The sequence below is a fragment of the Streptomonospora arabica genome (assembly GCF_039531585.1).
Taxonomy (GTDB): Bacteria; Actinomycetota; Actinomycetes; order Streptosporangiales; family Streptosporangiaceae; genus Streptomonospora; species Streptomonospora halophila.
This window is the reverse complement of record NZ_BAAAQI010000001.1, coordinates 280,746-295,416: the sequence shown is the minus strand read 5'-3', so window position 1 is coordinate 295,416 and position 14,671 is coordinate 280,746. Positions and strand designations below refer to the sequence as shown.

At 68.2% G+C, this 14,671-nt stretch carries 11 protein-coding genes and 1 tRNA gene; 6 read left to right on the top strand and 6 right to left on the bottom strand.

All coding sequences use genetic code 11. The annotated features are described in order from the left end of the window. Positions 1-11 precede the first annotated feature (11 nt). Genes ABD284_RS01275 through ABD284_RS01255 form a run of 5 tightly spaced genes read left to right on the top strand, consistent with a single transcriptional unit; the run spans position 12 to position 5,579 of the window. A complete protein-coding gene (locus ABD284_RS01275) occupies positions 12-1,577 on the top strand; it encodes an ABC transporter substrate-binding protein (protein ID WP_344140015.1) in 1,566 nt (521 codons plus the stop codon). A 16-nt stretch (positions 1,578-1,593) separates the two neighbouring features. Then, positions 1,594-2,520, top strand: coding sequence for an ABC transporter permease (locus tag ABD284_RS01270; protein WP_344140012.1), 927 nt, complete (start codon positions 1,594-1,596; stop codon positions 2,518-2,520). Continuing rightward, a complete protein-coding gene (locus ABD284_RS01265; protein WP_344140009.1) occupies positions 2,517-3,539 on the top strand; it encodes an ABC transporter permease in 1,023 nt (340 codons plus the stop codon). The genes ABD284_RS01270 and ABD284_RS01265 overlap by 4 nt, the downstream gene beginning before the upstream one ends. Continuing rightward, a complete protein-coding gene (locus ABD284_RS01260) occupies positions 3,536-4,546 on the top strand; it encodes an ABC transporter ATP-binding protein (protein WP_344140006.1) in 1,011 nt (336 codons plus the stop codon). Before ABD284_RS01265 ends, ABD284_RS01260 begins: the two co-directional genes overlap by 4 nt. A gap of 58 nt (positions 4,547-4,604) precedes the next feature. Then, a complete protein-coding gene (locus ABD284_RS01255) occupies positions 4,605-5,579 on the top strand; it encodes an ABC transporter ATP-binding protein (protein WP_344140003.1) in 975 nt (324 codons plus the stop codon). A 138-nt stretch (positions 5,580-5,717) separates the two neighbouring features. On the opposite strand, the gene ABD284_RS01250 is transcribed toward ABD284_RS01255, so the two are convergent. From ABD284_RS01250 to ABD284_RS01240, 3 genes are all read right to left on the bottom strand, one after another. Then, positions 5,718-6,794: a methyltransferase domain-containing protein gene (locus ABD284_RS01250; RefSeq protein ID WP_344140001.1), complete on the bottom strand. Its 1,077-nt coding sequence runs from the start codon at positions 6,792-6,794 to the stop codon at positions 5,718-5,720. Positions 6,795-6,959: 165 nt separating this feature from the next. Further along, positions 6,960-8,609 carry a LuxR C-terminal-related transcriptional regulator gene (locus ABD284_RS01245; protein ID WP_344139999.1) on the bottom strand — a complete coding sequence of 550 codons (1,650 nt, stop codon included), beginning with the start codon at positions 8,607-8,609 and terminating at the stop codon, positions 6,960-6,962. A gap of 456 nt (positions 8,610-9,065) precedes the next feature. Further along, positions 9,066-9,139: transfer RNA gene (locus ABD284_RS01240), tRNA-Val, on the bottom strand. A 225-nt stretch (positions 9,140-9,364) separates the two neighbouring features. Between ABD284_RS01240 and ABD284_RS01235 the strand changes: the two genes are divergently transcribed. Further along, positions 9,365-10,102: a DUF2637 domain-containing protein gene (locus ABD284_RS01235; RefSeq protein ID WP_344139996.1), complete on the top strand. Its 738-nt coding sequence runs from the start codon at positions 9,365-9,367 to the stop codon at positions 10,100-10,102. 414 nt (positions 10,103-10,516) lie between these two features. Here ABD284_RS01235 and ABD284_RS01230 read toward each other — a convergent pair whose 3' ends face one another. The 3 genes from ABD284_RS01230 to ABD284_RS01220 are packed head-to-tail and all read right to left on the bottom strand — an operon-like array spanning position 10,517 to position 14,516. Continuing rightward, entirely contained in the window at positions 10,517-12,526 is a 2,010-nt protein-coding gene (locus tag ABD284_RS01230; protein ID WP_344139993.1) for an AAA family ATPase, read from the bottom strand. Next, positions 12,523-13,089 (bottom strand): hypothetical protein, encoded by a 567-nt coding sequence (locus tag ABD284_RS01225; protein ID WP_344139990.1) that lies wholly within the window; start codon positions 13,087-13,089, stop codon positions 12,523-12,525. Before ABD284_RS01225 ends, ABD284_RS01230 begins: the two co-directional genes overlap by 4 nt. Continuing rightward, complete coding sequence (locus ABD284_RS01220) at positions 13,086-14,516, bottom strand: hypothetical protein (RefSeq protein ID WP_344139987.1); 1,431 nt, start codon at positions 14,514-14,516, stop codon at positions 13,086-13,088. The genes ABD284_RS01225 and ABD284_RS01220 overlap by 4 nt, the downstream gene beginning before the upstream one ends. Positions 14,517-14,671 lie beyond the last annotated feature (155 nt).

The following is a 14,671-nucleotide window of genomic DNA, read 5'->3' as shown; positions in this document are numbered from 1 at the left end:
AGGAGAAACCCATGCGCATGCCACACCTCCCCCCGGCGCCCGGTTCCCGGCCGCTGCGAATCCCGGGCGTCTTCGCCGCCTTCGGACTCCTCCTGACCGGCACCGCCTGCGCCGTCGCGAACACCGACGACGGCGGATCCGCGGAGACGGTCCGTATCGCCCTTCCCGAGGAGCCGCCCACACTCGAGCCCTGCGACGCCTCACTGACCGCCACCGGCCGCGTGACACGCTCCAACATCACCGAGGCGCTCACCGAGCGCGTTGCCAAGACCGGCGAGCTCGAACCCGCGCTGGCAACCGGTTGGGAGCAGACGTCCGACAACACGTGGACGTTCACCATGCGCGAGGGAGTCACCTTCCACGACGGCACGGCCTTCGACGCCGAAGCCGCCGCGTTCTCCATCGACCGCACCGTCGACTCCGACATCGGCTGCAACGTCGACGGCTACGTCTTCGGCGACAGCGAACTCACCGCCGAGGCCGTCGGCGACCACACACTGGAAGTGACCACAGCCGAGCCCGACCCGATCCTCCCGCTGCGGCTGTCATTCATCGAGATCGTGCCGACCAGCACCGACACCGAAGACAAGGTCCGCGAGCCCATCGGCACCGGCCCCTACAAGATCAAGGAATGGAACCAGGGCGTCGACCTGAAGCTGCAGCGCTACGACGACTACTGGGGCGAGGAGCCCGCTTACGCCGCGGCCCGCTACGTCTGGCGCGCCGAAAGCAGCATCCGGGCCGCGATGGTCTCCCAGGGCGAGGCCGACATCGCCGTCGGGCTCGCCCCCCAGGACAGCTCGGGTGACAACGCGGTCGAGTATCCGAACAACGAGACCTCCTACATGCGTATCGACGCCGGCAAGGAGCCGCTCGACGACATCCGCGTGCGCCGTGCCATCAACTACGCGATCGACAAGGAGGGCCTGGTCTCCTCCGTCTTCTCCGGCCTCGGCCAACCCGCCGGGCAGATCGTTCCCAAGGGTGTGACCGGCCACAACGACGGTATCGAACCGTGGCCCTACGACCCGAAGAAGGCCGAGTCCCTGATCGACGAGGCACGCGCCGACGGAGTCCCCGTCGACACGACCATCACCATCATCGGCCGCAACGGCATCTACCCCAAGGCGTCGGAGGCCATGGAGGTCGTGCAGCGGTCCCTGATCGACGCCGGGCTCGAGGTGGAGATCAAGATGCTCGACGTCAACGCATGGATGGAGTACCTGCTCCGGCCGTTCCCCTCCGACATGGGGCCGACGCTGCTGCAGGCCCAGCACGGCAACCAGGCCGGTGACGCCGCCTTCACGATGGAGCAGATCTACGGCTCCTCGGGGGCGCAGAGCAGTTACGGAACCGAGAAGCTCGACTCGATGATCGAGGAGGCCGAGAACGCCCAGGACGATGCACGCCAGCAGGCATTCGCCGATGCACTCGCCTACCAGAACGACGAGGTCGTCCGCGACGCGGTGCTCGCGCACATGACCGGCGTCATGGCGATCTCCCCGGACGTGTCCTACACGCCGGACTCGGCGACCAACGACGAGCTGCGGCTGCGCGGAATGCAGCCCGCGGACTGAGGAGGTATTCCGGTCCATGCTCGCCTTCCTGAGGCGCCGTATCGTCTCAAGCGCCCTGCCGCTCCTCGTGGTGATCCTGGGAGTCTTCTTCCTGGCGCGGTTGACCGGCGATCCCGCGAACCTGTACCTGCCGCTCAGCGCGACGCCCGAGATGCGGGCCGAGTTCGCGGCCCGCAACGGGTTCGACCAGCCGGTCATCGTGCAGTTCCTCGACTACCTCGGCCAGATCGCCCGATTGGACTTCGGCGAGTCGCTGCGGACCGCCCAGCCCGCCGCCCAGGCGGTGCTGCAGGCGTTCCCGGCGACGCTGCAGTTGGCCGGGACGACGATGCTCATCGCCATCGCGGCCGCCGTGGTGATCGGCAGCCTGGCCGCCTACCGCCCGAACTCGCCCGCAGACCGGGCCGCCAGTTTCCTGTCGTCGACGTCGGCGAGCGTGCCGGACTTCTGGTTCGCCATCATGCTGGTGCTGGTGTTCTCCGTGACACTGAACTGGCTGCCCACCTCGGGCACCGACGGGGCGGCGGCGTGGGTGCTGCCGATCCTCACGCTGCTCATCCGCCCCTTCGGCGTCCTCGTCCAGGTGGTGCGCGGCTCCATGGTCTCGGCGCTGTCGGCCCCTTACACCAAAGTGGCGCGCAGCAAGGGCGCCGACGAGAAGCGCGTCATCTTCGGCCACGCGTTGCGCAACGCCGCCGCCCCGGCGCTCACGGTCGCCGGAGATCTGACCGTGAGCATGATCAACGGCGCTGTCGTCGTCGAAACGATCTTCGGCTGGCCGGGCATCGGCAAGCTGATGATCGACTCGATCCTGGAGCGTGATTTCGCGGTGCTACAGGCGGCGGTGCTGCTGACCGCGCTGGCGATCTTCGCCCTCAACATCCTCATCGACGTCTGCTACGCGCTGTTGGACGCGCGCGTCCGCCAGGGGGTGATGGCATGACGAACGGAAACGAGGCCCGCAGAGACGGCACGCACAGCGAAGCCGATGCAGATCTCGGGCTCGGCTCCGCCGCTTCCGCGGCCTCCACGGCCGAGGCGCCGCCGGCGCCGCAGCCGCCGCGACTGTTCGCACTGCTGCTCAAGGACCGCTTCGCCTGCCTGGCGGCCCTGGTACTGGTGGCCGTCGCCGCCGGCGCGGCGATCGGACCCTTCCTGCTCGGGGAACTCGCCACCGAGCAGAACCTGCGCTCGACCAGCCTGCCGCCGTTCACTCTGGAAAACGGTTGGCCGTTCGTGCTCGGCAGCGACTCGCTGGGCCGCAGCGTCGCGGCCCGGCTGGTCGTCGCCGCTCGAACCACCCTGTTGGTGGCGGTACCCGCCGTGGCCCTGTCGCTGACGCTGGGTTCGGTATGGGGCATGTGGGCGGGCTACCACCGCGGCTGGCGGGAGAGCGTGTCGATGCGGATCGCCGACGTGATCCTCAGCTTCCCCTCCCTGCTGCTGGCGGTCGTCGTCCTCTACGTGTTCTCGCCCAGCATCGCCAACCTCGTCCTGATCATCGCGATCGCACGGCTGCCGGTCTACGTGCGCACCGCCCGCGCCGAGTCGGCCGAGCTGCAGAGCCGGCTGTTCGTCGACGCGGCCCGCACCTTCGGCGCAGGCAGCGGTGACATCATCCGGCGCCATGTCGCGCCGACCGTGCTGCCCACGCTGCTCACCGTCGCCACACTCGACTTCTGCTTCGTGATCCTCACGGAGTCGTCGTTGAGCTTCCTCGGCATCGGCATCCAGCCGCCGGATCTGAGCTGGGGCCTGATGGTGGCGCAGGGCCGCCAGGAGTTGCAGACGGCATGGTGGACCGCGGTCTTTCCGGGGCTGGCCATCGTCATCACCACCATCTCGGCGACCACCCTGGCCTCGTGGGCGCGGTTGGCGACCGACCCGGCACAGCGGTGGCGGCTGACCGTGCCGCGCGGTAGGCGCCGCGCCGAGGCCCCGACCGAGGAGGCACAGGCATGAGCGCGACACCGGAAGCGGCGCCGCCGCCCGCCACGGCGGCGATGGAAGTGGATCGGCTCTCGGTCGACATCCGCACCCCCGAAGGGACCGCGCACGTCGTCCGCGACGTGAGCTTTTCCGTGCGCTCCGGCGAGACGCTGGCGCTGCTGGGCGAGTCCGGGTGCGGCAAAAGCATGACGGCGCAGGCGATCGCCGGGCTGCTCGAACCGGTCGCCGACGTCGTCGGCGGAGAGATCCGGCTCAACGGTTCCGACCTGCTGTCGCTGAGCGCCGCGGCGCGGCGCCGCCTCGCCGGCCCCGGCCTGGCCATCGTGTTCCAAGACGCGCTGACCGCGCTGAATCCGGTGTTCACCGTGGGGACGCAGCTCGCCGAGCCCTTCCGCATCCACGAGCGGCTGTCCCGCAAAGCGGCCAAGACCAAGGCGGTGGAACTCATGGAGCGGGTTGGCATCCCCGAGCCGCGCTCCCGCGCGGACGCCTACCCGCACCAGTTCTCCGGCGGCATGCGCCAGCGCCTGCTGATCGCAATGGCGGTGGCGCTGCGGCCCTCCGTACTCATCGCCGACGAGCCCACCACGGCCCTCGACGTCACAGTGCAGGCCCAGATCATGCAGCTGCTGCACGATTTGCGGAGCGAGCAGGACACGGCGCTGGTCCTTATCACACACGACCTCGCGGTCGCCGCCGAGCACGCCGACCACATAGGCGTGATGTATGCCGGATCCCTTGTGGAGTCCGGCCCTGTGGGGGAGGTCTTCGCCGACCCCCGGCACCCCTACACGCGCGGACTCCTGGACTCGGTGCCGGGAAGCCGGAACCGAGAAGAGCCGCTGCGGTTCATCCCCGGAAGTCCTCCCGACCTGCGGGCGGTACCCACCGGCTGCGCGTTCCGCGCCCGCTGCCCGATCGCACGCGAGGACTGCGCCACGCACCGGCCGGAGCTGTCCGAGACCGGCGCGGGCCGCGCGGCGGCCTGCCACTACTGGAAGGAGGCGGCCCATGCCTGACACCGTGCCGCGGCCGGGGCCCCTGCTTCAGGCCGGCGGCCTGACAAAAAGCTTCAAGGTGCCCAAGAGTACATCCGGCACCACCAGGCTGCGCGCCCTCGACGGAGTCGACCTCAGCCTGGAGCGCGGCGAGACCCTGGGGCTCGTGGGCGAGTCGGGCTGCGGCAAGTCCACGCTGGCTCGCGTGCTGCTCCTGCTGGAGCGGCCCGATCGGGGTACGCTGCGCTTCGACGGCGTCGACCCGCTCTCGCTACGCGGAAGGGAACTGCTGGCCTGGCGTCGGCGGGTGCAGATGGTCTTCCAGGACCCGTTCGCCTCCCTCAACCCGCGGCTGAACGTCGCCGAGCTGATCGGTGAGCCCTGGCGCACCCACCGCGACCTCGTGCCTCGCGGCGGCCGGGACCGGCGGGTGCGGCAGCTGCTGGAGATGGTCGGGCTGCGCGAAGGCGACGCCCGCCGCTACCCGCAGGAGCTCTCCGGCGGGCAGCGGCAACGCGTCGGAATCGCCCGCGCGCTGGCGATGAAGCCCGACGCCATCGTGTGCGACGAGCCCGTGTCCGCCCTGGACCTGTCCGTGCAGGCGCAGGTGCTGAACCTGCTGGCGGAGCTGCAGGCCGAACTGGGCGTGTCGTATGTGTTCATCTCCCACGACCTGTCGGTGGTTCGCCACGTCGCCGACCGGGTCACGGTGATGTACCTGGGCAAGGTGGTCGAGACGGGCCGCACCGAGGAGATCTTTGCGAACCCGAGCCACCCCTACACGGCGGCGCTGCTGTCCTCGGCGCCGTCCCCCGTGGGCTCCGGGAGCACCTCCCGGCGGCGCATCCTGCTGCGCGGCGAGGTGCCTTCGCCGATCGATCCGCCGTCCGGATGCCGGTTCCGCACCCGGTGCTGGCGTGCCGAGGACGTGTGCGCCGAGGAGGTTCCCCCCAATGAGGCACACGGCGCCGACCCGACGCACACGGCCGCATGCCACCTCCCGTTGGGGCCTGCGAACCCGGTCCCCCTCGTATCGGGTCCGCAGCGCGGGTGAGGACGCCGGCCCTTGCACAGGCGCTGCACTCGGCTGCAAACGCGTTTCCGGGGTTCCACAGCGGTCGTGGAACCCCGGTGTCGCCGGAGCGGGGGCACTGGAGGTCACCACCCACCGGATCACGTGCCCCCGTTCGGTTCACGCGGTCGCCGTACGCGCCACATAGACCTGGTTGAGCGGGTCGTCCGGCACCTCGTGGACGGTGACGTCCGCGAAGCCGGCCTCGGCGAGCATCTGCCGGGCCAGCTCCTCGCCCCACACCGTGCCGAGCCCGGCTCCGCCCTGGGCGAGCGAGACCGTCATGCAGTGCAGCGTACTGACGGAGTACAGGAGTGGCCCCAGCGGATTGGCGACGTTGTTCTCGAGCCTGCTGGAGGCCTTGATGTCCATCATCAGGAACACCCCGCCCGGTACGAGCGCGCGGTGCACCCGGCGGAGGACGCCGGCCGGGTCCGCCTGGTCGTGGATGACGTCGAAGCCGACGATCGCATGGAACGGCGGGTCGTCGGGGAGCCGGGCGATGTCGAGGTTTTCGAACCGGACGTTCGCGATCCCGGCCTCGGCGGCCTCGGCGCGCCCGGCGGCCAGTGCGTCGTCGCTCAAGTCGTAGCCGACGAACTCCGACTCCGGAAACTCGCGTGCAAGGACGACGGTGCTGTGGCCGGTTCCGCAGCCGATGTCGGCGACCCGGATTCCGCGGTGGAGTCCGGTGGTCAGACCGTCGGCCGCCGACAGGATGGATTCGACGAGATGCTGGTCGAACGTCGCGCGGGAGAGTCCGTCCATAACCGTGGTGAATTCCGGCCGGAACCGATCGTAGGGGATGCCGCCGCCCTCGCGGGCCACGGTCGCCGCGTCGGCGACGTAGTGGGCGAGCAGCGTCGGCATCCGGCTCACCGGAGCCACGTTCGTCGCCCCGTCCCCGGTGAGGCACAGGGCGTGCTCGGGCGGAAGCGTGTACCGCTGGGAAGCGGGATCGTACTCGACGAGACCTCCGGTCACCAGCGCGCCGAGGCACTCGCGCGTGTAGCGCTCGGCGAGACCCGCGCGGCCGGCCACCTCCGCGCTCGTCCCGGATTCCGCGGCCAGCGCATCCAGCAGGCCGGTCCGGTCTGCCAGGTCGATCATCAGCACGAGCATGCTTTCCACGTACGCCCCGAACAAGCGCTCGACGCACTGCTGGACCCGCTGCTCGTCGATCGTCGTCGCGGTCATGACAACACCTCCGGTTCGTCGGCGGTCGGTCGCTTCCGGTCGGATCCAGCATGCGCGTGGGCGACACGCGACGACTTCCGCGAAACCACGCATCCGCCGGGCCGATCCGTGGGTGTTTCCACGCAGCGCCGACCGCACCAGCCGGCAACCCGGCAGCTGCGCAGGCTATGAGCCGCGCGGGTGGACCAGCCCGTGCTCGAACGCGTAGCCCGCCGCTTCGGTGCGCGACGCGACGCCGAGCTTGCGGAAGATGTTGGCGAGGTGACGTTCGACCGTCCGCTCGCTGATCGCCAGCGTGCCCGCGATCCTGCGGTTCGCGAGGCCCGCCGCCACGCACGTGAGCACCTCGGCCTCCCGCGGCGACAGGCCGCCGGGAAGCACCCCCTCGCCTGCGGCGTCGGCCTCGGGAGCTGCGGCGAACCCACGCGCCGGGTCCGCCGCGCCCAACTCCGCGAACGCCGCTGACGCCGTGGCGTGCTCGCGCACCGCCGCGTCTCCGTCGCCGAGGGTGTGGAGCGCCCGCGCCAGTAGGCACCGGACCCGCGCCGCGTCGTATCGGGCGTCCAGTGCGCGCCACCGGCGCGTCGCGTCCCGCAGCAGCGGCAGGGCGCGCTCCGCCTCGCCCATGACCAGTCGTGCCGTCCCCCAGGCCTGCCGCGCGGCGGCCACCAGACCGGCCGTGCCGTAGAGGTCGGCGACGTCCCCCAGTTCGCCGGCGGCTCGGCGGGCCAGGTCGGCGTCGCCTGCGGCTGCCGCGACATCGACCTGCGCGCTGAGCAGGGGCGCCCGACCGAGCGGCTGGTCCGTCCCGGCTAGGGCGGTGCGCAGCTCCCTGTCGGCAGCAGCGCCGTTGCCCCGGGCGAGCTGCAGCAGAGCCCGGCCCGGCTGCGGATCCCGGCCGAGTTCGTCCGCGCTGTCGTAGGCGGCCTGCGCGCCGGCGAGGTCGCCACGGAGTCGACACAGCTCTCCGAGCACGTAGTGGCCCTCCGCGACCACTTCGACGTTCATGTCGGCGAGGTCCCGGCACGCCTGCGCCGCATGCTGCTCGGCGTCGCGCCACGCCCCGGCGAGGCGCAGCAGCTGCGCGCGGTGTAGCCGGCAGACGCCCGCGAACATCGCGGGGCTGCTGTGCCGGTCGCACCAGCGCTCCGTCGCCGCGGTCCAGTCGCGTGCACGGCGGACGTCGGCCGTTTCGATGAACAGACTCATCAGCTGGCAGTACAGGTTGCCCACCCATTTGGGCGCGACCTCTCCCGCGCGCACCGGCAGCATCGCCTCGTCGAGCACCGCCAGGCCCTCGGCGACACGCCCCTGTTTGACGAAAGCGATGCCCTCGGTGACGAGTCCCCCCGCGTATAGCGTGCGATCGTCGCACCGGTCGGCCACCCGGCGTATGTACCGGGCCGCCTGGAGCGCGTCCGCGAGCCTGCCCTGGTCCAATGCTTCGGCCGCCTCAAGGTGGCGCAGGTAGCCGTGCGCCCCGCATTCGGGGACATCGTCGAGGAGGCGGTTGGCGCGGCTGAGCCACCCCGAGCCGATGGTCGGCTCGCCCCGGAGCAGCCAGAGGAAGCCGACCTCCACAGCGAGTTGCGCGGCTCGGGCGGCATCCTCGGACTGCAGGTGGCCGCGGTAGACCTGCTCCGACAGCGTCAGGGACTCGTCGTTGCGGCCCAGCCACCACGCCGCGTCGGCCAGCGCGGCCAGGTCCTCGATACCGAGTCCCCCCGCCTCCCGCGCGGCGCGGAACTGCGCATAGGCGTCCTTCCAGCGGAACTCGGCGTAGGCGTCGCGCGCCTGTTCGAGCGGGGCCTCCACCAGCTGTCTCCCTACCTCGCACCCGTGAGCGCCGCAGGCCGCCGGCCGGTGCGCAATCCGGCGGCCGACGGGCCGATCTCCGCTCCCGCTTGCCAGGTTAGGCCTTGTTCAAGAAGGTGGCGAGGTCGCGCAGCCAGAGGTCGATCACGGCCGCCCGGCTGGGGCACCGGATGCGGGGGGATGGGCGATGTGTACGAATGCGTGACTCCGGCGATGGAAGAGGGGGTGCGCACTGTGCTCCATCAAAGCTGGCGTCGAAGCATGCACAGCCTGAAAGAAACCGAGCGTGAGTGGGTCGTGGAGACGGTTCCGCGGCTCGGTGAGTACTACCGTGCACCCCCGGTGAAGAAGGGGGTTCGGTGGGGGAGTGGGAGAGAGATCGTCTCCCACTCGTCTCCACGGAAGGGGCGGAAACGGAAAGAGGCCGCCGAAGCGGCCTCTGACCTGCACTGATACTGGTGGGCGATACAGGATTCGAACCTGTGACCTCTACCGTGTCAAGGTAGTCGGGCCGTTTCCGTGACCGGCCCGTTCCGGTGTCCGGGCAGGTCAGGTGGGTCTCTTGGGAGCCGTTCGTGGCCGTTGAGGGCGGGTGGGCGCGATTCTTGTCTCCCATTCGTCTCCCAGTGCGCCGGGCCGGGAGCGCCGTCTCCCACGCGGATCGCGGCGTTCGAGCCCTCATCACGCGCTGTAGCGCGGCTGCGGGCGGCTCCCTCACCGTTCCTTCCACCAGGGAAAAGAGTGAGTGACCCGCCATGCACACCTCGCCCCTCTCGCGCTGGACCACCGTCGCGACCGTCTGCCTGCTGGCCGCCATCGCCGCGGTCGTGTCCTACGCGCACATGTTCGAGCTGGCGTTGCGCCACGGCGAGCCCGCCTGGCGCGCCGGCCTGTTCCCGCTGTCGGTCGACGGCATGATCGTCGCCGCCTCCATGTCCCTGCTCAGCGACGCCCGCCAGGGGCGGCGCGGGGGAGTGCTGCCGTGGATGCTGCTGATCGTGGGCAGTGCCGCGTCCCTGGCGGCCAACGTCGCGGTGGCCGACCCGACGGTGTGGTCGCGGGTGATCCACGCGTGGCCGAGTTTCGCCCTGATGGGCGCGTACGAACTGCTCATGCGCCACCTCCGCGTAGCCGCCCGTGGCGAGCGCACGGCGTACGCAGACGATGAGGCGATCGGAAAGAGTGAGACTGACGCTCTGAAGCCGACTAGGGACACCAGCACCGCAGGCGCGCAAGATCGCACCCGTGGAGGGCTCCATGCTGTCGGAGATGAGAACGGTACGGCCCTGACATTCGGGCCTGTCGAGCCTGGGGGAGCGGCCGTGCCGGCTATTCAAGTCGAGGCCTGGGTCTGGGCACTAGAGCACCGGCGTGACGACGGTTCGTTGCCCACTGGTGAAGAGATCGCCGCGGCCTTCGGCCGGAAGCAGCGCTGGGGCAGGCTGGTCAAGCAGCGAGGCCAGCAAGGAGTCCTCGCAAGGACGGCAGCGTGACCATAGCTCCGTTTCGGTGCCGCGATATGGCGCACCTGCTGAGCCCGGGGGCGCTCACTACCTGGTGTTTTCACTCTCGCAGATTAAAGGCGCGCTCAGTCCGTTTCGTTGAATGACGCGAAATGCCGCAACCTGCCATTATAACGGCTCACCCAGAAACAGGTCCCGTGCCGAGATCCCCGTGCCTTCATGTAGCGGCTGTGGTTAGTGATCTTCACTCTGGACAGACGCATGCTCGCCTCACCTCTTTGTTTTTGGAGCGAGGCCCCTGCTCCGATAGATTTTCTGTTCACCATATTGAAGCCTCGGTCATGCTTTGATAGGTCGCGGTTTGATACCTTTTGTCCTCCCCTCGGGGGCGCGCCTGCATTTCGACCCAGTTCGCCGCGGCGAGCGCGGTGTCATAGGATTCGATCAATTCTCGTTCAGCGGGTCAGCGCCTTCCAAGGTACGGACATCCTGCGGCCCGGGATGGGGGATCGTGCGGATCGCCGGCTCCTCGTAGGTGACGTGTATCAGCTCACCATCAGTCCGAAATCCGCGGGGTGACTGGTTGTCGACCACAAAGAGCTGGACCCGCCGACCCGGCTTGCCAGGCGGGGTGGAGGAGTCGGCGAGCGTCTGGAGTGCATCGTAGATGCTTTTACTGCTCTCCCCGTCGGAAGACAGCGACTTCTGGGGTGAGTCGAGTACCAGGAAGGCGGGAAACAACCGGGTCTCTTCCTGTAGGGATGCTCTCAGGAGAGTGAGCCAGTAGGCGACGATGAAGACGGTCCGGTTGCCGCCCCCGACACTGATTCGGTCGAACCTCTTGCCGTCAATATAGGGCAGGTAATTCTGGGAGTCGATATGCCCCTCCCGAGCGTTCGGAGCCCGGAACCTCCTGAGGTAGTGAGTGAACATCTGGGACAGATCGGCGAACAATGTATCGCGCGACTGTTGGAGGGAATCTTCGAGGTCCTTCTTTTCCTGCTCCCGCTGGTTTTTGGTCTCCTCAGCCGATTTCACCTCCGCCGAGACGTCATCAAGGCCGTCCCACAGCCGCAGCGATTCCTCGGCCTGACGTTCGGCGCTCTCCGCTTCGGCCAGGAGGCGGGTGACTGTGGTCAGCTCGTCGATGCGTGGTGTGACCGCATCCTCGGACAGCCGCTCGATCTCGGCGCGGAGGTTCTCAATGTCAGCGATGATGCTCTCTTGGCGATCTCGGAGCGCATGGAGTTCGCGCTCTCCGAGCATCAGCAACCGGTTGGTCTCTTCGCGCTGCGTAGCGAGCTGCTCCGCCTGTGCGCTGGAGCGGTCGGGAACAACGAGCGGAAGGGCGTCGTCGGGCGCGCTCGGCTGACGGGATCTACCTGATCGGCGCCTGGGAGCCTCTGGCTCGGGTTCGGGCTGCAGGCACAGGCGGCACGCGCCTTCTTCTACGTGGCGCTCCGCGATGGATTGCATGCATCGTGGGCAGACCGCGAACTCCACGTCGGCGAGGGCACCGTTCGCATGCTGGAAACGTTCCAGCCGCGTGATCTCCCTGTGGAGCCGGTCGATGCGAGAAGTCCTGTCCTGCTGGACGCGCGTTAACTGGTCGATCTCCTCCTCGACGTCGGCCGCGTCGCCCTGGGCGATGGTAAGCAGGCCGCGCAACAGCGTCACCCGGTCGTTGCGCACGCCGCTTTCCGAGTGAAGGTGCTCGAGTTCTGCTGTGTAGTGCTCGCGTCGCTGGAGTGCCGCACTGGCGTGTTGCCGAAGGTCGGACCTGGGAGGGACAGAACCGTTTTCCAGGAACGAGGTGATTGTGGTGTGGCGCGCCTTCGCTTCACGAAGCTGTGCTTTGGCCTCGGAGATTAGCCCATTGAGGGCGAGCAGTTCGGGGCTGACCAGTCCGAACAGCATCTCGAAGGCGCGTAGTCGCCGGTTGGTGCGCGCGTTGGCGTCGTGGCGGGCGATGCTGCGGTCGATCTCGGGTTGGGTCACATGTATGAACGCCCATACGTCGGAGAACGTCAGCACGCTCGGTGGGTCGCTGCCGGGGATGGGGACATCGGTGGGCATCCCCAACCACTCCAGCATTTTCTTACCGATCACCTCGGTGTCCTTACCGTGCCGTGTCACACGGTAGCTACCTTCGACTTCCTGGGTGACGCGGTCGAATACCCGGACGACATCGGGCTTGGCGTGCGTGGCTCGGGAGAGCGCGAGTTGGCGGTCCCCGGCAACGATCGATACGACTACCTCGCGTACGTCCTCCTCGAAGACCGGTGTTTTCTGGGCGTCGCCGCCGAGTGCGAACCTGGCCAACTCGAACAGCGTGCTTTTGCCGGCTCCGGAATCGCCCACGATGACGTTGAGCCCAGGGCCGAACTCGCGCCGGTCCGCATGGCCGGAGTACGGGATGACCTCTAGCGCCTCGATGAGGAAGGTGGTGCTCACTGGATCGCCTCCCGGAAGGCACTGCGGCCGATCTCCGGGAGCTTCTCCTGGATCATTCCGGCGAGCCGGGTGCCGGTCAATTTCCCGACGTGCCTGGCGATGAGGGCACAGCGGTCGGCGACGTCGTTCCACTGGGCTGAGGATGCGGACGCGGTGGCGATCGCCCGACCGCGTTCTGTCGGGCGTAGTGCGATCCGGCCTCGAGTGCGCCCTCCGCGGATGATCAGCCCGCGACTTAGAAGGGCCCCGATCACCGGGTAGTACCGATCGTCCCAAGGGCCATAGCGATAACGGATCATCGGTGATTCGGCTCCACGCGCATCGGGGCTGTCCGCGTGTAGTAGCACATCGCCGGCGGAGAGGCCGTCGATGACGCGGCTCGCGAGCATCGGATAGCGAACGAGGAAGTCGAGTTTGGCCAGTTTGGTCAACCCGTCGATGGCGCCTGGCTCCGGGTGGGCATGGGCGACCGCGTCGACCAGCAACAGTATGCGGAGTTCGTGGTAGGTACGGTCGCGCTGGAAGAGGTCAGCATGGCTCACGGTGACGGCTGTGTGGCTCACGAGGTTCCCCCCTCTTGGGTGGCGCCACCGTCTTGGGCGGCAAGGTACTCCTCGTTTGCCGCGTTAAGCTCCCCGTGGGCGTCGAACTCCTCGCTCAACCAGAACCGGCAGGCGTTGATCTCCGTGGCCAGAGCACCGACTATGAGCTTTCGGTCCATCGTGAAGGGAAGCTCAGGTAGTTGGTCCACAGGGATAAGCGTCGCCTTCTGCCATAAGTCGGCCCCATAGGGAGTATTCGTAGAGGTGTCAGCGGTGACTTCGTGCTCCAGGTCGTGGAGATTCAAGTTGAGTTCATCCTCGAAAGCCTCGACCTGAGCGTGCTGGCCGGGGGAGTCGTCGACCTCCTCGGTGCGTGCGCGTTCCCAGCGGCTCATGTGGCGCTCGGCCGTTGCTATCGCGGTCGGTCGGCAGCCGCCTGCTTTCATTTTCAGGCCGACGATGGTCCGTGGAGGGGCAGGAGGCAGAGGCCGACGGCGACGTGTACGGCCTGCTATGCGGTCGATCGCGGTGCGGGCCTGTGCGGAGGTGAACCTGCGACGCTGGAGCGGCGCCGGAAGTTCGCCAGTGTCGGAGGTCTTTCGCAGCTGCTGCACGCTCTCGGTCAGGCCACCCCAAGCCGAGTCGCCCTTGCCGCGCATGCACTGCGCCATGAGTTCGACTAGGTGCCGCCACACTTCGATGTCTGCGTCTGGAGAGTGGCCCAGCGACTCGAGTACCTTGCGCACGTAACGCTGGGGGGCGACTTCGTCGATCTCCGAGCGAGAAGGCAGCGGAAGGTCGAGCGTCAGTCCGGCCAGAAACACCTCGACCTTGCTGTGCAAGCTCTCACCCGGCCGACACGATTGCGCGTTGCTCGACTTTCCTGTGGTGTCGTCGCCATCGATTCCTGCGGCCTCGCTGTGGTGGAGGAGATACCTCGCGACGGCGAAAGCGGTCTTACGCGCCTGGTCCGCTCCCGGACGGATAGAAGGCGATCCGTTCGCGTCGTCCGATCTTTGGCATAGGTCCCCCAACCCGTGCTGGCCCGCTAGGAGGGCCTGGTTGCTGACGATGCGGCTGGGGATGTTCCCGCCAAGACTTCGATAGTTCCTGTAAAGATGAGCCAGGCCGCCTTTGTCGGTCAGCGTGGCCAGTTTCCAGCCACCCTGGTCCAGGTCCCGGTGCTTCGCCGACACGAGCTCGTGGCAATCCGAATTCACCACGATCCAGTCCTCCCACCACTCGCACATGATCGCGCGCACCGGAGCGGAGGGATCTTCGGTACCAACTCCGTCTTCGATGTCGGCGCCGACGAGGCCCAGCAGGTCGCGCACTGCCATACAAGCCTGCCAGCTGTACTTGGCGTAGGTGCGCGCCCCGGAATCCTCAGGTGGTTCGGCCTGTAGTGGAGAAACGGATGGTTGAGGGGGAAGGAGGAGTTCATCCACGAGCACGATCCGTCCTGTTCAACACTATCCTTGCGTCCTTGATGATGACCAGAGAACGTGTATTGACGGCACCCATGGGACTGTCCGGATCCGGACGCGGTTTTTTGTTCAATCGCTGGTGAGGATTTTTGGTCCGTGGTAAGGGAGTGGCGAGG